This is a genomic window from Citricoccus sp. I39-566, assembly GCF_031432995.1.
Lineage (GTDB): Bacteria > Actinomycetota > Actinomycetes > Actinomycetales > Micrococcaceae > Citricoccus > Citricoccus nitrophenolicus_A.
Map to the genome: position 1 here is coordinate 211917 of NZ_CP133842.1, position 18157 is coordinate 230073.

Here is an 18157-nt window from a genome sequence, read left to right on the forward strand (position 1 = left end):
GAACAACTCCTCGAACCGTTCCAGCAACTCCCGCAACTCCTCGCGGTCCTCCAACCGCCCCTCGCGCAAGAGCAAGGCGCCCAACACCGTCCCCCACGGCGGGCTCCGCGTCACGCCGCTGGGCGGCCTCGGCGAGGTCGGCCGCAACATGACCGTGTTCGAGTACAACGGCAAGCTGCTGATCGTGGACTGCGGCGTGCTGTTCCCGGAGGAGCACCAGCCGGGCATCGACGTGATCCTGCCGGACTTCACCTCCCTGCAGGGCCGCTGGGATGACGTGGTCGGCATCGTGCTGACCCACGGCCACGAGGACCACATCGGCGGTGTGCCGTACCTGCTCCGGGAGCGCCCGGACATCCCCCTGATCGGCTCCCAGCTCACCCTGGCGTTCATCTCCGCCAAGCTCGTCGAGCACAAGATCACCCCGGTCACGGTGCACGTGGAGGCGGAGGACCTGCACCAGGCCGGCCCGTTCGAGCTCGAGTTCGTGGCCGTCAACCACTCCATCCCGGACGCGCTGGCCGTGGCGATCCGCACGCCCGCCGGCCTGATCCTGCACACCGGTGACTTCAAGATGGACCAGTTCCCGCTGGACGGCCGGATCACCGACCTGCGCCACTTCGCCCGGCTGGGCGAGGAGGGCGTGGACATGTTCCTCACGGACTCCACCAACGCCGAGGTGCCCGGCTTCACGATCTCCGAGCGGGACCTGACCCCGGCGATCGACCAGGTGTTCGCCACTGCTCCGAAACGGATCATCGTCTCCAGCTTCGCCAGCCACGTGCACCGGATCCAGCAGGTGCTGGACTCGGCGCACGCCGCGGGCCGCAAGGTCGCCTTCGTGGGCCGCTCCATGGTCAAGAACATGGGGATCGCCCGCGAGCTCGAGTACCTGAACATCCCCCGCGGGCTGGTGGTGGACTTCAAGAAGCTGCAGTCCATGCCGGACAACAAGGTGACCCTGATCTGCACCGGCTCCCAGGGCGAGCCGATGGCCGCGCTGTCCCGGATGGCCAGCGGCACCCACCAGATCAAGCTCGGCGCCGATGACACCGTGCTGATGGCCAGCTCCCTGATCCCGGGCAACGAGAACGCCATCTACGGCATCATCAACAAGTTCACGGACCTCGGCGTCAAGGTGGTGCACAAGGGCAACGCCAAGGTGCACGTCTCCGGCCACGCCTCCGCCGGCGAGCTCGTCTACTGCTACAACATCGTCAAGCCGACCCACGTGATGCCGGTGCACGGCGAGTCCAAGCACCTGCACGCCAACGCCGAGCTGGCCGTGAAGACCGGCGTCGACCCGAAGCGCGTGCTGGTGGTCAAGGACGGCACCACGGTGGACCTGGTCAACGGCCAGGCCAAGGTCTCCGGCCAGGTGGAGGCCGGGCTGGTCTACGTGGACGGCCACACGGTCGGCAAGGTCACCGAGGAGACCCTCAAGGAGCGCACCATGCTCCAGGAGGGTGGGGCCATCACCATCGTGGCCCTCGTGGACCCGGATTCGAACCAGCTGGCCGAGCCGCTGGAGTTCGTCACCAAGGGCTTCATCCAGGACAAGCAGGTCTTCAACGCCGCGGCGGAGAAGGTCAAGGCCGCCCTGGCCAAGCCGGACAACGCCGGCATCGACGACCTCGAGGACCTGGAGCGGCTCATCACGGACACCGTGGGCCGCCACCTGGACCGCACCTACCGGCGCTCCCCGCTGATCACCACGGTGGTCATCGACGCCTGACCCCCATCACTTTGAGGGCAAAGATCACCGGTGATCTTTGCCCTCAAAGCGTTTAACGGCCGGGGCACGACGGCGGCGCTGCCGCCGGCTTCCCGGGGCGCCGTTCCGGGTGCGCTCGGTCAGGAATCGAGAAGCGCCGCGCCCCGCCCTGTCCTACCCTGTGGAGCGACGCACCGACGAGAGACGGGGGATGGCCGAACGCGTCCACGTGACCGTCAGGACCCTGGCTCCGGACCTGGCGCCGAAGCTGTACTACGGCATGCCCGGGTACGCCCGCGGCGGCAAGGTGCTCTGCTTCTTCCGCAGCGACCAGATGGACAAGGAACGCTACTCGACGTTCGGCGTCAGCAACCTGGCCGCGCTGGACACCCCGGACGGGCTCTGGCCGACGTCCTACGCCCTGCAGGATCCGTCCGAGGAGGCGTGGGAGCACCTCGGCGAGGTGGTCCGCCGGGCCACCGCCTGAGGTGCCGGGCGCGGACCGGTGCGCGGCCGGCGTCGTGCCTATTGGGGGTACGGGGTCTCGCCGCGCTCCAGCATGCCGACGAGCTTGACCAGCCGGTTGGCACGGCTCGTGGGGCTCGGCGCGGTGTGGATCCGGTGCAGCACCGCGTACCGGTTCTGGCCGTTGAGGCCGGCGAACGCCGCGGCGGCCGCCGGCGAGGCCTCCAGCGCGGCCGACAGGTCCTCCGGGACGGTGGCCGACGCCGGCCCGGCATAGGCCCGCTCCCATCTCCCGTCCGCCTTCGCCCGGTCGATCTCGGACTGACCCCGGGCACGCATGCGTCCGGCCGCGATGAGTTCGGCCACCAGTGTCACGTTGCGCTGGGACCACAGGGAGGCCTTGCGCCGCGGGGTGTAGCGCTGGCGGAAGGTGGTGTCGTCCACGGCGGCCCGCTGACCGTCGATCCAGCCGCTGCACAGCGCCTCGAGCAGGGCCGGCTGGTAGGTCAGGGACGTGGGCGTGCGCACGCCCTTCTTGGCGTGCAGCAGCCAGACGCCGTCCGAGGAGTCCTCGTGCTCGTCCAGCCAGGAACGCCACGCGGCGGTATCCGCCAGGATGAGGATCTCGGGTTCCTCCGCCATGACGGACAGCCTAGATGTCATCCTCGTATGCCGGTCCGCCCTCCCCCTCCCAGGTCTCCAGACGCTGGGCCTTCACGCTGTTGAACTTCTGCCGGACGCCGTAGCCGGCGTGGTCGTCCTCGGCGATGAACAGGGCGCCGAAATGTTCCAGGGCCTGGCGCAGGCGGTGGCTCTCAGCGGCGTCGAGCGTGCCGAGGCCGTGCTCGTAGGCCCTGACCCTCTCGGGCTCGAGCTCGGCGATGCGCGCCACCAGCGTGTAGGACACCTGGGTCAGGGCGCGGGCCGCACGTGCGAGGTCTGCGGGGATGATGAAGTCGTGGTCAGCCATGGCCCTATCATGCCCGACCGGCCCGGATACGAGAGAAGCCGCCCTCCCTTCAGGGGAGAGCGGCTTCTCCGCGATCTGTTCAGATCAGTCAGTTCAGATCAGAGCGGGCGGACCGAGGAGGCCTGCATGCCCTTCTGGCCCTGGGTGGCCTCGAACTCGACCTTCTGGTCCTCCTGGAGCTCCTTGAAGCCGGAGCCCTCGATGGCGGAGAAGTGCACGAAGATGTCAGCGGAGTTGTCATCCGGGGCGATGAAGCCAAAGCCCTTTTCAGCGTTGAACCACTTGACGGTACCGGTAGCCATGTTGGCCTCTTTTCCTTGGGGTGTTTACCTGCTGGTGTTCCAGCGGGCACGAAGCGGCGGTGTACATACCGCTTCGCCACGCCCCAGCCGGCCCCGAGGGGCCGCCCGGTCCGCAGTGATGACGGACTTACTGCAACTGTTACTACTACTTCTGCCCCTACTCTACGGCATCCCTGCGGCCCCTCGGACCACGGCGGCCAACTCGGCCGCAGTCCCACACCCCTGAGTGACTATCGCTCAGGTTTACGGCGCTTCGGGAACAAACCGGCGAGCATCGCCGTTACTTGAGTTGTACGCACTCAAGTCTGACGATTGACGCCCCCAAGGAGGACACCCCATGCCCGCATTCTCCGGACCCGCCGGCTCGAACGGCGATTCCTTCGACGAATTCCTGACCCGCTACCTGCAGGGGCAGCGGACCAGCCGGCAGGGCCGGCCCGTGGACCTGACCCGGCTGCTGAGCAAGCGCACCCATGACGTGGTCACCGCCGCCGCGCAGTTCGCGCTCGAGCGCGGGCAGCACGAGGTGGACGCACTGCACCTGCTGCGCTCCCTGCTGGGCCAGGATCCCGCCGCGGCCGCCCTGCGCCAGACCGGCGCCGACCCGCAGCAGGTGACGGCCGCCGTCGACGACCGGCTTCCCGCCCCCGCCGAGCGCGAAAGCGCCGGTGCACTCAACCCTGCCGGCTCGGCCGCGTCCCTCAACGCCTCCGCGCAGAAGGTGCTGCTGGACGGCTACCAGGTGGCGCGCGCGTTCGGCTCCACGTACATCGACCCGGAGCACGTGTTCTTCGCGCTCGTGCTCAACCACGACTCCCCCGCCGGCCAGCTGCTGGCCCAGGCGGGCATCACCCCGCAGTCGCTCCAGGCGGCCGCCCAGCAGCAGTCCCAGCACGGTCCGGCTCAGTCCGGCGGGCAGCAGCCCGGCCAGGACGGTCAGGGCGGACAGAAGTCCATGCTGGAGCAGTTCGGCCAGGACCTGACCGCGGAGGCGCGCGAGGGCCGGCTGGACCCGGTGATCGGCCGGGCCGGGGAGATCGAGCAGACCATCGAGGTGCTGGCCCGCCGCACCAAGAACAACCCGGTGCTGATCGGCGAGGCAGGCGTGGGCAAGACCGCGATCGCGGAGGGCCTGGCCCAGGCCATCGCCGCGGACGAGGTCCCCGCCCAGCTCGCCGGCCGCCGCGTGATCGCCCTGGACCTGCCGGGGATGGTGGCCGGCACCCGCTACCGGGGCGACTTTGAGGAGCGGCTCACCAAGACCATGGAGGAGATCGCCGAGGACGGCAACACGATCGTGTTCATCGACGAGCTCCACACCGTGGTGGGCGCGGGCGGGTCCGGGGAGTCCGGCGGCATGGACGCCGGCAACATCCTCAAGCCGCGGCTGGCCCGCGGTGACCTGCACCTGGTGGGTGCCACCACGCTCAAGGAGTACCGCGCCCTGGAGAAGGACGCCGCGCTCGAGCGCCGCTTCCAGCCGGTGACCGTCGGCGAGCCCTCGGTGGAGGACGCCGTGCAGATCCTGCACGGGCTGGCCGGGCGCTACGCGGACCACCACCAGGTGACCTATACGGACGAGGCGCTGCGCGCCGCCGTCGTGCTCTCGGACCGGTACATCACGGACCGGTTCCTGCCGGACAAGGCGATCGACCTGATCGACCAGGCCGGAGCCCGGCTGTCCCTGCGGCGCGGGCCGGCGGTGCACGACGACGGCCCGGCGGCCGACGTGGACGCGCTGCGGTCCCAGCTCGCGGACGTGGAGGCCGAGAAGAACTCGGCGGTCAACGCCGAGGACTACGAGCGGGCCACCGAGCTGCGCGACGAGGCCACCCGGCTCAGCGAGCAGCTGGCCGAGGCGCTGTCCCGCCCGGCCGCCGGCGACGGGGCCGAGCGCGTGGTGGACGAGGACGCCATCGCCGAGATGGTCTCCCGCGCCACCGGCATCCCGGCCGCGCGGATGACCGAGGCGGAGAAGTCGCGGCTGGCCCGCCTGGAGGAGGAGCTGCACGCCCGCGTGGTGGGGCAGGATGACGCGGTCGCGGCGATCGCCAAGTCCATCCGCCGGTCCCGGACCGGGATGGCCGACCCCTCGCGGCCCGTGGGCAGCTTCCTGTTCCTGGGTCCCACCGGCGTGGGCAAGACGGAGCTGGCCAAGTCCCTGGCGCACTCGCTGTTCGACGACGAGGACGCGATGGTCCGGTTCGACATGTCCGAGTTCGGCGAGCGCCACACGGTCTCCCGCCTGGTCGGTGCCCCTCCGGGGTACGTGGGCTATGACGAGGCCGGGCAGCTGACCGAGCGCGTCCGCCGCCGCCCCTACTCGGTGGTGCTGCTGGACGAGATCGAGAAGGCGCACCCGGACGTGTTCAACCTGCTGCTGCAGGTGCTCGACGACGGCCGGCTCACCGACGGGCAGGGGCGCACCGTGGACTTCCGCAACACGGTGCTGATCATGACCTCGAACCTCGGTTCCGAGTTCCTGTCATCGGGCGGGACGCCGCTGGGCTTCGTCTCCGGCGACGCCGCCTCCGCCGAGCGCGAGGTGCGGCAGAAGGTGATGGGCCGGGTCAAGGAGTTCATGCGGCCGGAGTTCCTCAACCGGATCGACGACACCGTGCTGTTCTCACCCCTGGCCCCGGCGGAGCTGCGGCAGATCGTGGGCCTGCAGCTGGCCGATTCCGAGCAGCGGCTCGCCGCCCAGGGCATCGCGCTCGAGGTGGACTCCGCGGCCCGGGACTGGATCGCCGACGCCGGCCACGAGCCCGCCTACGGCGCCCGGCCCCTGCGCCGGGTGATCCAGCGCGAGTTGGACGATGCCGTGGCCGACCTGCTGGTCACCGAGGCCGTGGGGGCGGGCGGTGCGGTCCGCGTGGGCGTGGCCGACGGGCAACTGACCGTACAGGCCGTGCGGTCCGACGCCGCGCCGGCACCGGAGGCGCTGGCCGCCTGAGTGGCCTGGCCGACAGCAAGTCGGCAGCCTGTGAACACAGAACGGCCGCTCACCCTTCAGGGGTGAGCGGCCGTTCTGGTGTTCTGATCAGATCAGAGGGGGCGGACCGAGGAGGCCTGCATGCCCTTCTGGCCCTGGGTCGCCTCGAACTCGACCTTCTGGTCCTCCTGGAGCTCCTTGAAGCCGGAGCCCTCGATGGCGGAGAAGTGCACGAAGATGTCAGCGGAGTTGTCGTCCGGGGCGATGAAGCCAAAGCCCTTTTCAGCGTTGAACCACTTGACGGTACCGGTAGCCATGGTGGCCTCTTTTCTCTGGGTGTTCCACCCACCGGTTTTCCGGCGGGGGCGAAGCGGTGTGTACATACCGTTTCGCAACGCCCCAGTCGGCCCAAGGGCCTCCCGGTCCGCAGTGATGACGGACTTACTGCAACAACAACAACGACTTCTGCGACCAATGTACGGGAAGATCGCCGATTCCACGAGGGTCAGTTGACTTTTCGCCACACAACGTCAGGCGACCCCATCGAGGCCGGTGGGGCCGCCTGGTGTCCCGGTGACAGGACGGGGTCTACATCAGCTCATCCCAGTAGGCCGTGGCAGCGCCCCCCAGCGAGTAGCAGGTCAGTCCGTGCGCCGGGCGTCGAGGGCGCGGAGAATGTCGCTGAGGAATGCCGAGACCACGCCCTGCTCGGACGGCGTCAGCCCCTCGACGGCGCGGAGCATTCCGGCGTGCGTCTCCCCCAGGGAGTCGCGCACCTTCTCCACCGTGGCACCGGCGACCTCGAGGGCCACCGAGCGGCGGTCCTCGGGGTGAGAGATGCGGCGCAGATGCCCGGCGCCGACGAGCCGGTCGATGAGTGCACTGATGGCGGCCGTGGAGAGCCCCAGATGATGGGCGAGGTCCTTCTGGCGCATCAGGCGATCGGAGGACTGCTCCTGGATCAGGTAGCGCAGAGCCTGCAGGTCCTTGCCACCGAGGCCCATCGAGTCCTGGGTGCTTGCTTGCCGGCGTTGCTTCGCCTCACGGACCTCACGCATCAGGTCCAGGATGCGAGCCGTCGCCGGGTGCCTGACGGGCGCGTACCAGAATCCGCTGCCGGCGGAGGGAGTCTCATGCTCGGCACCGAGCATCCGGGCACCTCCTCTGCTGGTCCCGGCCGAAGGCTGGGTGGATCATTCGTGGGCGTTCTCGACTGAAGTCTAGGGGCTGACCTGCACTCCCCTTGATTCTCCGCGCTCCCGACCGATATGACCCCGCGCCGCCCGCACCGGGGCAGTGTCCTTTCCCGCGGAAGGGACACTGCCCCGGTCAGGTGGACTCCAGCGTGCCCGAGGGGCGTCAGCCGCGTCCGCCGGAGGTACCGGGGTCACCGTCCACGTCGATGTCCTCCCGCTGCACCGTGCCGGAGACCCGCTCGGTGTCCTGCACGCGGTTCTTGTCCACCGACACCTTCTCGGCGGTGGCTGTCTTCTCCACCACCGGGACCTCTTCATGGGTGGTCATCACCACCTCCTCGTCCCCGGTGTCCTGGCGTGCCTCGGGCGAATCCGGGTCCACGGACTCGCGTTCGACCACGACCTCCTCCCGCGTCACGGGGACCTCGACGGTCTCGGTCTCGGTGTGGGCGTGCTTGCGCAGGCGCACCTGACCGGTCTCGTGGACCTCGGTACCGACGTTGAGGCTCTCATTGCGGGCGACCACCGATTCGCCGTCCCGGCCGGCTCCCGCTTCCGCTCCCGCCGCAGTCGTATCCACGTCGCGGTCCACGCCCGCCGTGGATTCCCTACCGGCCCCGGCGCCGACAGCGTCACGGTCGGTGCCGGCCGCGGTGGCCTGGTAGTCCAGGGAGTAGTACTCGTAGAGGCGGCGCTCCTCCTCGGGGGTGATGGAGCCGTCGGCGTCGACGTTGGGGGCATCCTTGATGAAGCCCTTGTCGAAGGGGACCTGCAGACCCTCCGCGGAGGGCGTCGCCTGCCCGATCGGGATGAAGGTCTCCTTCGCCCCGAACAATCCCGTGCTGACGGTCACGAAGGAGGGCTGGCCCGTCTGGTCATCGAGGTAGACCTGGCCCACCGTTCCGATCTTGTTGCCGTCATTGCCGTAGACGGTGGCGTTCTGAAGTCGCTCCACCGACGTGAAGTCATCCATGATCCTGATTTCCTCTCCTGGGTTGCCCGTCGAGGAATCGCTCCCTCGGCGAGGAATGCGGTGCCGGTCGCGCCACGGAACGGAGCGGAGGGGCGATGAGCCCTCCGCGGCGGCCCGCCGGGAGCATTGCAGAAGTTTTCTCGCCGCTACCGGTGCGGATCCGGCGTGGTCAGCATATAGTCCGGTGGACGATCAGTTAAGCCCTAGAACTGTTCAATATCCGATTAATGTGGTCGGGATCCGGCCACCACCGGAAGGACACCGCTGATGACACTGAATCCGGAATCACCCACCCCTTCGAAAGGCCAGTCCGACACCCAGGACGCCGCCCGCCACGAGGCCGAACACGTCAAGGACTCGGCCCAGTCCGCGGCCCAGGACGTGGCCGGCACGGCCAAGCAGCAAGCAGGGCAGGTGAAGGACGAGGCGATGGCACAGGCCAGGTCCCTGGCCGACTCAGCCAAAGACGAGGTGGCCAGCCAGGCCTCCACGCAGCAGCAGCGGCTGGCTGAGCAGTCCCGCACGATCGCCGATGACCTGCAACGGCTGTCGCGCGGAGAGCAGCCCGAATCCGAGATGGTCAGCCGGGCCCTGTCCGGGATGACGAACCGGGTCCAGCGGTTCACCCACCAGCTGGAGACGAAGGAACCGGCGGACCTGCTGGACGATGTGCGCCGGTTCGCGGCCCGCCGGCCCGGCACGTTCCTGCTGGTGGCGGCCGGCATCGGTCTCGTGGCCGGCCGGCTCACCCGCGGGATCACCGACGCCCGATCCGACTCCGGTTCCGGTGCGCAGGACCGGTCTGCGCCTCCGGCCTCGCCCCCGCCGACTCCTCGCGGGGTCATCCAGCCCCCGAGGCCCGACGCCGGCCCGGCCGGTGGGCCTCCTCCGGCACCGCCCGCGGCGCCGCCCACCATCGACCGGGTTCCCGGGTCCGTGTACTACGACGACGGCCCCGTGCCCGGCATCGATCCGGGAGGCCGCCCATGACCTCCGTCCCTGACGACCGGACCGATCCCGGCATTGGCCCGGGAACGGGCTCCACCCAGGCGCCGGAGCCGGAGGCCGAGCACCGCGCCCGCAGCGAGTCGCTCGGCGAGATGTTCTCCAGCCTCTCGGCCAACCTCAGCACCCTGGTCCGGCAGGAGATCCAGCTGGCCAAGGCCGAGGCGACCGCGGAGGCCAAGAAGGCTGGGACCGGCGCCGGAATGATGGCCGGTGCGGCCCTGGCGGCCGTCCTCGTCCTGCTGTTCCTGTCCATGGCCCTGATGTGGGCGCTCGGCTCGGTCATGCACCTGGGCTGGGCGGCACTCATCGTGGCCGTGATCTGGGCCATCGTGGCCGCCGTGCTCGCCCTTTTGGGCAAGAAACACTTCGATCGCATCAAGGGTCTGCCGCAGACCCAGGAGACGGTTCAGGAGATCCCGCCGACCCTGAACCCCAGCAAGGAGACGCCATGAGCAACAATCCCGATGAGATCCGCGCCGACATCGAGCGCACCCGCCACGACCTCGGACGGGACGTGGACGCCCTCGCCGAGAAGGTCGACCCCGCCAAGGCCGTCCACCGGCAGGGCGACCGGGTCCGGAGCCGACTGACCAACCTGAAGGAGTCCGTGATGGGCAGCGACCACGATACCTACGGCACCTCTTCCCCCGGTTCGCCCGGGCTGAAAGACCAGGCCAGGGGCATGGCCCAGGATGCCCAGCACGGGGCAGAGGACGCCATGCACGCCGTCCAGGACGCGCCCGAGCGGGTGCGCCGCAGCACGCGCGGCAACCCCCTGGCCGCCGGGCTCATCGCCCTGGGCGCCGGCTGGCTGATCGGCTCCCTCATCCCGGCCTCCCAGGCCGAGCAGGACGCCGCTGAGAAGGTCAAGGAGCAGTCCGGTCCGGTGGTCGACGAGGCCAAGTCCATGGCCCAGGACATGGGCGAGCACCTGAAGCCCCAAGCCGAGGAGGCCGCGGCGTCGGTCAAGGACACGGCCACCTCCGGAGCCGAAGAGGTCAAGGCCGACGCCCAGCACGGCGCCGACCAGGTCCGGGGGGACTCGCAACAGGCGGCCCAGCGCGTCAAAGACACCGCACAGGAGTCCTGAGCACGGCGCCTGTGGGCGGGGCGTCCGGGACCTCACCGTCCCGGGCGGCCCGCCCCGGCAGAGCACAGCCGCCCTCCACCCACACGGCGACACTCCCCGTGCCGCCGGCCCAGACACCCACCCACGGGGGAACACACCATGAGCGAGCAGAACGCATCCGGATCCAGCACTCCCCACTCCCGCCGCGACGACCTCGTGGCCGCCGAGCGAGACCGCTTCGGCGGTTTCAAGTTCGGTGCCGCCTTCTTCGGCTGGCTGGCCGCCACCGGCATGGCGGTGTTGCTCGCCGCCCTACTGTCCGCCATCGGCGTCGGTGTCGGCCTCGCGAGCAACACCGACCCCGGGCAGGCCGCCGAGCAGGCCACCCAGGACCCCACCGCGGCGGGGATCACGGGAGCCATCATCCTGGCGGTGATCCTGCTGATCGCCTACTTCTGCGGCGGATACGTCGCCGGCCGCATGGCCCGCTTTGACGGCGCCAAGCAGGGCGTCGCCGTGTGGCTGTGGGCCGTGGTCATCGTCATCATCCTGGCGGTCATCGGCCTGATCGCCGGCAGCCAGTTCGATCTCGTCGGCCAGCTCAGCACCCTCTCGGGGGTCCAGGTCCCCACCGACACCTTGACCACCACCGGCATCATCGCCGTGATCGTCGCCGCCCTGCTCGCCCTCGTCGGCGCCGTGCTGGGAGGCATCATGGGGATGCGCTACCACCGCAAGATCGACCAGTTCGGGCTGGATCATGCCCGCGAGCCGCGGGACTGAGCCGGCGCCGGGAGCCGTCCTCCTTGCGGAGGAAGCGTGTGATGAGTGCGCTGTCGCCACGCCTGGCCGAGATTGTCGACGCCCTGCCCCTGGAACCGGGCCTGCGGGTCCTTGAGATCGGCGGAGCTCCGGGTGCCGCCGCGCGAGCGGTCTGCGAACGCATCGCGCCGGGCGGGCACATCCTCGTCATCGACCGCTCAACGAAGGGTGTCGCGCAGATCGAACGTACCGCGGCGGCAGAGATCGCCGCAGGACAGCTCAGCACCCGCTGTGTAGCGGCCGAGGACTTCACGCTCCTGGCACGGGAGGACCCCTTCGATCTGGCCTTCGCCATCCGGGTGGGAGCGTTCGACGGTCGCCACCCCGTCGAAGGGATCGCCGCACGCGCCCGCATCCGCGAGGCGCTACGTCCAGGCGGGCGCCTGTACATCGACGGCGGTGCACCGCTGCGCGTCATCCTTCTTGAGTGACGGATGGGCGGCTGGGTGGGCCGTCACGCGAGCCGGGAGTGGCGAAGCCCGTGCTGCATGTCCGGGTTTACATCCGGATCAGGACGCTGCCGACCTTCTCGCCGGTCTCCACGTACCGGTAGGCCTCGACGATCTCGTCCAGTCCGTACTCGCGGTCGATGACCGGCGAGAACGCCCCGGACGCCAGCAGCCCGGCGATCTCCTCGGCCACGTGCTGGCCCTCCTCCGGGTAGGGGAACACCACCCGTCGCGCTGCCGCGAGCCGCCCGGGCATCTTGGTACCCACCGCGCCGAGCGCGGCCAGCGGCAGGTTCTGGCCGCCCGGCCCCAGCTCAGAGGAGACATAGCGGCCGCCGGGCAGCAGGATCGGCCGGCACGCAGCGAAGGTGCTTTTGCCGACGGCGTCGACCACCACGTCGTAGCGCTCGGGCCGGGCGGTGATGTCCTCCGTGAAGCGGTCGATGACCGTCTCCGCTCCCAGGCCGCGGACCATCTCGGCGTGCTCGGCGGCACAAACCACGTTGACCCTCGCACCGAGGTGCGCGAGAAGCTGGACGGCAGCTGAGCCGATGCCCCCGGTGGCGCCGATGACCAGCACCCGGTTCCCGGCCCGCACCCCGGCACGCCGGATGCTTGAGCGGGCATAGTGAGCGCCTTCGGTGCTCGCCGCGGCCATCTTGACGTCCACGTTGGACGGAATCCGGGCGATCATCGAGTCCTCCGGCACCGCCAGCAGTTCAGCGTGTGCCCCGAAGCGTCCCTCGTTGTAGCCGAAGACCTGATCGCCGACCGTGAGGTCCACGGCCCCCTCCCCCACTCCGATGACCTCCCCGGCATACTCGGTGCCGAGGACCGTGCGGCGTGGGGCGCGGAGGCCGGTGAGGGCCCGCATGAACCACGGATGGGCGGCGCGGTAGGCACAGTCGGTGCGGTTGACCGTGGTGGTGTGGACGCGGACCAGCACCTCGCCGCCGGCCGGTTCTGGATCCGGTACCTGACGCACGCGGACCACCTCCGGTGGCCCGTACTCCGTGTTGATCGCTGCTCTCATGGTTGCCTCCCGAGATCAGTATCCATGGACGGCGGCCTCGGCGCGGCGCTGAATTCAGAAGCACGACGCCGGCCCCCTCGCCCACCAGCAATGACGGAGACTCGGTGTACCCGAACGGCATGGAAGTCTTCGACCCGCCTCATGGTCACGACACGGCGCGTTCTCAAGAGGTGTCGGCGGACCGAATGCGGTCGCGCATCCGCTCGAAACACTCCTCATCAAGTTCCGACCCCGGCCCAGACCCCATGCCGTCCACCAGCAAGTCACGGAACTGCGTGCGCCTCTCTTCCCGACGGATCAGCTCCCGAACGAACTCGCTACTGGTGCCGTAGCCTCGCTCAGTGGCCTGGGCTTCGACGAACTCTTTGAGCCCATCGGTGAGGGAGATGTTCACTATTGCCATGCGACCAGTCTGGGCAGAATCCGCTGGCTGCGACGATCTACTACTTCAGGTCAACTCGTGGCGTTCGACGTGTCCGTCTCGGTCGACGGTATATACGTCAATCCCAACGTTCAGCAGTACCCACCCGGGAACTCGCCTGACCTTCGCCAATGCCTCCATCGGCACGACGACGGCCGCACGGAAACGCTCATCGGGCCCGCCGGGGAACCGCCGGAGGATCTGGCCGAACATCGTGTCCACGTCCAGCCCTGAGTTGGCTCCTGTCCAGCCCTTCACTTCAGCCTTCAAGGTCCTTCCGCCCTTGGTCCCGATGACATCGACATAGTCGACCTGCCGCTGGACTTCCCATCCTTCAGACGTAAGGTATGCGGCGAAGGCCTCCTCGATGCGTGCTTCGCTTCCCTTGCCTTCGTATATCGGAGCTGGTTGGAGTACCTCACCGCGGAGGACTGACCCGAGCTGGCGATAGGCCTCTCGTCGAGCTTCTTTGCGCCTTGACCGTTCCAGGGGGTCTTTGTGCCACAAGGCTTGCTGGCTCGGGTGAAAGCTCTTGATAACAAGCATGTCCCGCTTACGCGCGACGTCGGGATCGATCCGCTCCAGTTTGCGCCAGGTCTCTGCGGCATCCGCTCCCTGAAGGAAGACGACCTCAAGGTTGGGCAGGAGGTCGAGCAATAGACGCATGACGCGAGCGCCTTCTACCTTCTCAGTCGTCGTGGGTGCCCGATTGATGTACCACGGGTAGGCGTTCCACGGAGTGACATCATTCAGGTCGATTCCCTCGTGGGCGAAGAGCTCAAGCTGCTTAGCGGCCGTCTGATCAGGATTGAGAACCGAGATGAGACCGGTACCCAGGTCTCTCCGAGTTGCAGGGCCGGGGTCTCTCAGTATGCTCAGCACCCGTGCCTGTACCCCACCGTGCACGGGCGCGACGTACGGAATCTCGTCCTCAGCACGGACTTTCGCTAGAGAATCAACGAAACGGTTCACAGGCTCCACATGGGGCTCATAGACCGCTGCACGCTGGTGGCTCCAGAAATCAGTGTCACTCAGAGGGTGTTTGAACCGCGCGTCATTGGGTGATGGCATAATCTCATCATCGGGCATGCCATCTCTGAACGCCGCTAGGAGCCCGCCTACCGGAACTCAGTGGATACCGGTTCAAGCAGGAAGAGCTCGCTGAGCTCCTCGAACTCCACCACTTCGGCGATGACTCGGAGATTGTCTCCAACACCGATAAACCCTTGGCGATCTGAGTCGGTGTAGTGCAGATCGAAGACGGTGTTCACATCTCGAAATTGGAACGGTGGGCCTGACTGTTCTGTCGTGCTGTAGTCGCCTGCCAGGATTAAGATGTCGAATCGGGTGTCGTAGTTACCGTGGTTCGTCATCTCGCCGATGTTCGCGTCGAATTCGATGAGTTTCCCCGCATATTTCTCAGCGAACTGTTCGGCCTCAGAAGGACGGCCGGGACCGGCCAGTAGGGACGCCAGATCCTGGTTGTTGTCGACGGTCAAAGTCTCTTCTGAGCTTGTCGAACTTGACTCGGACTCCCCCATGACCGCCGATCCAGATTCTGCGGAGTCGGCTTCACTGGGTGTCGGCGTCGATTGCGCGGCACTAGCTGATCCAGACGGCGACGACGATCCGGCGGCGTGCAATGAGATCAATGGTGAGGTTGCGGCCGATGGTTCTTCTCCACCGTCGCCGGTGACGGCCGACATGATGAGAGAGACGACGATGACGATGGCAACAAAGCCGCCCAACGCTCCGATGAGGCGCCAAGGTGGCTTGGGTTTCGATCGGCGAAGGGTGATCACTGATTGCAGAGTCCATTTTTCCGTACTGACGTGTTCCCAACCAAGTTTCTGCCACTTGGCTACCGTCCGCTCTTCAGTCCCACGCAATGTTCGAACGGTCTTGGACTCATACGTGACCCTGTCACTCATGTACCTTAAGTCCTCCAAATGAACTTGTTCGCGCCAGTTACGGTGAGCATAGAACACTCCCAGCGCGGCATTTCCCGTCCCACCTTCTTCAATGCGGCTAGCACCATCCAGAACGCAGACCTGGCGTCGGTAGTCGCCGACGGGGCAGGTGTCCTTCTGATACTCCGCGGTGAGACTTAGGTCGGCGAGATCCTCGCGCCCTCAATTCGGATAGCATCTGCGCGAAGAGGCGATGATGACTCTGTCCTGGATTCCAGGCACCGAACCAGTCGTTCAGAAATTCGAGGCGGCGCGGAAGGTGTTCTCCGCTTCCTGCGCCCATCTCTGGGCCAACGAAGTCAGCCACCAAGCATGGTACGAACGCTACGTCATCGGATAGTTCGGGCTTGACGGCCCACCACTGTCCGGAACTCTTGCCGTGCCTCAACCCGACGAGTCCGTAGCTCCAACATGGAGGGCAGATCAGCCATCGTGGTCATGAAAGTCTCCGCTCCTTCAGACCGGGTTGTTCTGTAGGTGTACTGCTGAGGGGTTCTCCGGGTGCCTCGGTGATTCCAACACACTGATTACTGGGCGACCGCCATGTCAGATAGCTTCTCTGTATGAGTCACGAGCACACTATGGAGCTTCTCCGCAGCATGGTCGCCGAACGAGAGTGGGGGCAGTTCCATATTCCCGAGAACCTCGCCAAGAGCATTGCCGTTGAGACTGGTGAACTCCTCGAGTGCTTCCAGTGGAACAGCGAGGCTGACATCGGCGCGGTCCGATCCGAGCTCGCAGATGTCCTCACCTACGCGTTTCTACTTGCCGATTCACTGGGACTCGATGCGGATGAGATAGTCCAGAGCAAACTGCGAGAAACTCGTATCAAGTACCCGGTGGACTTGGCCAAGGGCAGGAGTACGAAGTATGACCGACTTTGAGATCCGAAGCTTCCCGCTGACCAGCGCTGGCGTCAGCGAAGCCGCGTCGAACGAGTCGAGGCTGAAGAACTGGCCGGCGGTCTACATACTGCACCAGGGGCTCTCCACCAGCTCGCACCGGGTGACTCAGAAGATCTACGTAGGAGAAACGCTCAAGACGGACCGTCGCCTCGCGCAGCACATGCAGAGCGAGGCAAAGAAGGACCTCACCGAAACCCGAGTCGTCCTCCACGACAAGTACAACAAGTCCGCCGCCCTCGACTTGGAGGCCTTCCTCATTCGGATGTTCTCCGGAGACGGCCAAACGGTGGAGAACCGCAATGAAGGCATCGTCGCCGGGAACTACTTCGCCCGTGACTACTACCAGGAGACGTTTCGCCGCATCTTCGATGAGCTCCACTCCGAAGGACTTTTCACCCAGACCCAGCTGGAGATCATCAATCAGGACCTGTACAAGCTGTCGCCGTTCAAAGAGCTCTCCCCCGAACAGGATGAATCAGTACGTCAGATGGCCGAGGCCATACTCGACGACCTGTCTGGGTCTTCTGCTCATTCGAAGGCCACGGACCCCATGGTGGTTCAAGGTGGACCTGGCACGGGCAAGACGGTTCTCGCCGTCGTGCTGTTGAAGCTTCTCACTGATATCCAGAACCTGACGGATGCGGAACTGGAAGACCTGATCCAGGACGGGCGCCCCTTCAGCGATCTATTCACCATGGAGAATCGGAACAGGCTTCAAGGGATTACCATCGGCTTCCTGGTCCCGCAACAGTCCCTGCGAAAGTCGATCCAGCGCGTCTTTCGGAAGACACCCGGGCTACTTCCAGAGCAGGTGGTTGGACCCTTCTCCGTGGGGCACGAGGAGCAAGCGTATGACGTGCTGATCGTGGATGAAGCTCATCGGCTCAGTCAGCGTTCCAATCAGTCCGCAGCCATGCACAACACGCGCTTCCGTGAGATCACCGAGAAGCTGTTCGGCACAGACGACGTCACCAAGACGCAGTTGGATTGGGTGCGAGCGAAGAGTCGCCATCAGGTCCTCATCCTCGACCCAGATCAGACGGTCCGCCCAGCGGACCTTCCGCGTGCCACTGTCGAGTCACTGATCTGCGACGCCTCGAGGGCGGACCGCCTGTTCCTCCTCGAGTCCCAACTACGGGTGCGCGCCGGGGACGACTACGTTGACTTCTTCGGCACGGTGCTGCGGGCAGCGGGCCACGCGCCTGCACCGATGGCCCCGAACATCGGCGACTACGACCTTCGGATGTTCACCGACCTCGCTCAGATGCGCCAAGAGATTCTCCAGTTGAACGAACGTCATGGATTGGCGCGCCTCCTGGCAGGGTTCGCGTGGCGATGGCGGAGCAAGAAGGACAAGACGGCCTTCGACATAGAAATCGATGGCCTCCAATTGCGCTGGAACGCCACGGCCACCGATTGGGTCAGCTCGCCAAGCTCACCGAACGAAGTGGGATCGATTCATACGATCCAGGGCTACGACCTGAACTACGCCGGAGTCGTCATCGGCCCCGACCTGTCACTGGACGAAGCCTCCGGGAAAGTCGTCTTCAACCGCGGGTCCTACTTCGATGCCAAGGGCAAGGAGAACAACTCGAAGCTCGGCGTCTCCTACACGGACGAACAGATCCGCGAATACGTCATCAACGTCTACAACGTCCTCTTGACGCGGGGCATCCGCGGCACCTTCCTCTACGTCTGCGACGGTCCTCTTCGCGATCATCTGGCCAAGAACTACTTCCCAGAACTACTGAAGGGAGCGAGTCAGGCACCGTTCATCGATACTGCGCTCCCTCGCCAGACTGACCTTGTTCTCAACCCGGACCCAAGGTATTCGTACGCCCCGGCCCATCAGGCCAGGCATTCAGCTTCGCCACGAATCGCGTTCAAGTCACCGCCAACAGTCCGCCGCCGCTCGTGAGGACGGGATC

20 protein-coding genes are annotated in these 18157 nt (G+C 66.8%); 10 read left to right on the forward strand and 10 right to left on the reverse strand.

Annotation, left to right across the window (positions count from 1 at the left end):
* Positions 1-118: 118 nt before the first annotated feature.
* Both RE421_RS00970 and RE421_RS00975 read left to right on the forward strand, forming a co-directional pair.
* Complete coding sequence (locus RE421_RS00970) at positions 119-1735, forward strand: ribonuclease J (RefSeq protein WP_309817010.1); 1617 nt, start codon at positions 119-121, stop codon at positions 1733-1735.
* A gap of 190 nt (positions 1736-1925) precedes the next feature.
* Positions 1926-2201: a hypothetical protein gene (locus RE421_RS00975; RefSeq protein ID WP_309812853.1), complete on the forward strand. Its 276-nt coding sequence runs from the start codon at positions 1926-1928 to the stop codon at positions 2199-2201.
* A gap of 38 nt (positions 2202-2239) precedes the next feature.
* Here RE421_RS00975 and RE421_RS00980 read toward each other — a convergent pair whose 3' ends face one another.
* The 3 genes from RE421_RS00980 to RE421_RS00990 all read right to left on the reverse strand — a co-directional run bounded on the left by RE421_RS00980 (position 2240) and on the right by RE421_RS00990 (position 3451).
* Positions 2240-2821 (reverse strand): YdeI/OmpD-associated family protein, encoded by a 582-nt coding sequence (locus RE421_RS00980; RefSeq protein ID WP_309812857.1) that lies wholly within the window; start codon positions 2819-2821, stop codon positions 2240-2242.
* Positions 2822-2831: 10 nt separating this feature from the next.
* A complete protein-coding gene (locus RE421_RS00985) occupies positions 2832-3149 on the reverse strand; it encodes a hypothetical protein (RefSeq protein ID WP_309812860.1) in 318 nt (105 codons plus the stop codon).
* 98 nt (positions 3150-3247) lie between these two features.
* Positions 3248-3451 carry a cold-shock protein gene (locus RE421_RS00990; RefSeq protein WP_309812863.1) on the reverse strand — a complete coding sequence of 68 codons (204 nt, stop codon included), beginning with the start codon at positions 3449-3451 and terminating at the stop codon, positions 3248-3250.
* Positions 3452-3788: 337 nt separating this feature from the next.
* Here RE421_RS00990 and RE421_RS00995 point away from each other — a divergent pair, with 337 nt between their 5' ends.
* Positions 3789-6404: an ATP-dependent Clp protease ATP-binding subunit gene (locus RE421_RS00995; protein WP_309812865.1), complete on the forward strand. Its 2616-nt coding sequence runs from the start codon at positions 3789-3791 to the stop codon at positions 6402-6404.
* Positions 6405-6496: 92 nt separating this feature from the next.
* Here the strand turns inward: RE421_RS00995 and RE421_RS01000 are convergent, their stop codons facing one another.
* The 3 genes from RE421_RS01000 to RE421_RS01010 all read right to left on the reverse strand — a co-directional run bounded on the left by RE421_RS01000 (position 6497) and on the right by RE421_RS01010 (position 8552).
* Positions 6497-6700, reverse strand: a complete 204-nt coding sequence (locus tag RE421_RS01000) for a cold-shock protein (RefSeq protein WP_309812863.1) — start codon at positions 6698-6700, stop codon at positions 6497-6499.
* A 324-nt stretch (positions 6701-7024) separates the two neighbouring features.
* A complete protein-coding gene (locus RE421_RS01005; RefSeq protein WP_309812868.1) occupies positions 7025-7534 on the reverse strand; it encodes a MarR family transcriptional regulator in 510 nt (169 codons plus the stop codon).
* Positions 7535-7742: 208 nt separating this feature from the next.
* Positions 7743-8552, reverse strand: a complete 810-nt coding sequence (locus RE421_RS01010) for a PRC and DUF2382 domain-containing protein (protein WP_309812871.1) — start codon at positions 8550-8552, stop codon at positions 7743-7745.
* 267 nt (positions 8553-8819) lie between these two features.
* On the opposite strand from RE421_RS01010, the gene RE421_RS01015 reads away from it, so the two are divergent.
* The 5 genes from RE421_RS01015 (at position 8820) to RE421_RS01035 (ending at position 11882) form a co-directional block, all read left to right on the forward strand.
* Positions 8820-9542: a hypothetical protein gene (locus tag RE421_RS01015; RefSeq protein ID WP_309812873.1), complete on the forward strand. Its 723-nt coding sequence runs from the start codon at positions 8820-8822 to the stop codon at positions 9540-9542.
* Between the two features lie 110 nt (positions 9543-9652).
* Entirely contained in the window at positions 9653-10012 is a 360-nt protein-coding gene (locus RE421_RS01020; RefSeq protein ID WP_309817014.1) for a phage holin family protein, read from the forward strand.
* Positions 10009-10650: a DUF3618 domain-containing protein gene (locus tag RE421_RS01025; protein WP_309812876.1), complete on the forward strand. Its 642-nt coding sequence runs from the start codon at positions 10009-10011 to the stop codon at positions 10648-10650. Before RE421_RS01020 ends, RE421_RS01025 begins: the two co-directional genes overlap by 4 nt.
* A 138-nt stretch (positions 10651-10788) precedes the next feature.
* The gene (locus tag RE421_RS01030; RefSeq protein WP_309812878.1) at positions 10789-11412 is read left to right on the forward strand and encodes a hypothetical protein; all 624 of its coding nucleotides are present in this window, start codon (positions 10789-10791) and stop codon (positions 11410-11412) included.
* A 41-nt stretch (positions 11413-11453) separates the two neighbouring features.
* On the forward strand, positions 11454-11882 hold the full coding sequence (locus tag RE421_RS01035) for a methyltransferase domain-containing protein (RefSeq protein ID WP_309812881.1): 429 nt from the start codon (positions 11454-11456) through the stop codon (positions 11880-11882).
* Positions 11883-11949: 67 nt separating this feature from the next.
* Here RE421_RS01035 and RE421_RS01040 read toward each other — a convergent pair whose 3' ends face one another.
* From RE421_RS01040 to RE421_RS01055, 4 genes are all read right to left on the reverse strand, one after another.
* Positions 11950-12933: an NAD(P)-dependent alcohol dehydrogenase gene (locus RE421_RS01040; protein ID WP_309812884.1), complete on the reverse strand. Its 984-nt coding sequence runs from the start codon at positions 12931-12933 to the stop codon at positions 11950-11952.
* A 163-nt stretch (positions 12934-13096) separates the two neighbouring features.
* Complete coding sequence (locus tag RE421_RS01045) at positions 13097-13336, reverse strand: type II toxin-antitoxin system ParD family antitoxin (protein WP_309812889.1); 240 nt, start codon at positions 13334-13336, stop codon at positions 13097-13099.
* Between the two features lie 45 nt (positions 13337-13381).
* Positions 13382-14443: a uracil-DNA glycosylase gene (locus tag RE421_RS01050; protein ID WP_309812893.1), complete on the reverse strand. Its 1062-nt coding sequence runs from the start codon at positions 14441-14443 to the stop codon at positions 13382-13384.
* Positions 14444-14472: 29 nt separating this feature from the next.
* Positions 14473-15285, reverse strand: coding sequence for a DUF4839 domain-containing protein (locus RE421_RS01055; protein ID WP_309812899.1), 813 nt, complete (start codon positions 15283-15285; stop codon positions 14473-14475).
* A gap of 602 nt (positions 15286-15887) precedes the next feature.
* Between RE421_RS01055 and RE421_RS01060 the strand changes: the two genes are divergently transcribed.
* Both RE421_RS01060 and RE421_RS01065 read left to right on the forward strand, forming a co-directional pair.
* Positions 15888-16208: a nucleotide pyrophosphohydrolase gene (locus RE421_RS01060; RefSeq protein ID WP_309812901.1), complete on the forward strand. Its 321-nt coding sequence runs from the start codon at positions 15888-15890 to the stop codon at positions 16206-16208.
* Entirely contained in the window at positions 16195-18147 is a 1953-nt protein-coding gene (locus RE421_RS01065; protein WP_309812903.1) for a DNA/RNA helicase domain-containing protein, read from the forward strand. Before RE421_RS01060 ends, RE421_RS01065 begins: the two co-directional genes overlap by 14 nt.
* The last annotated feature ends 10 nt before the right edge of the window (positions 18148-18157 follow it).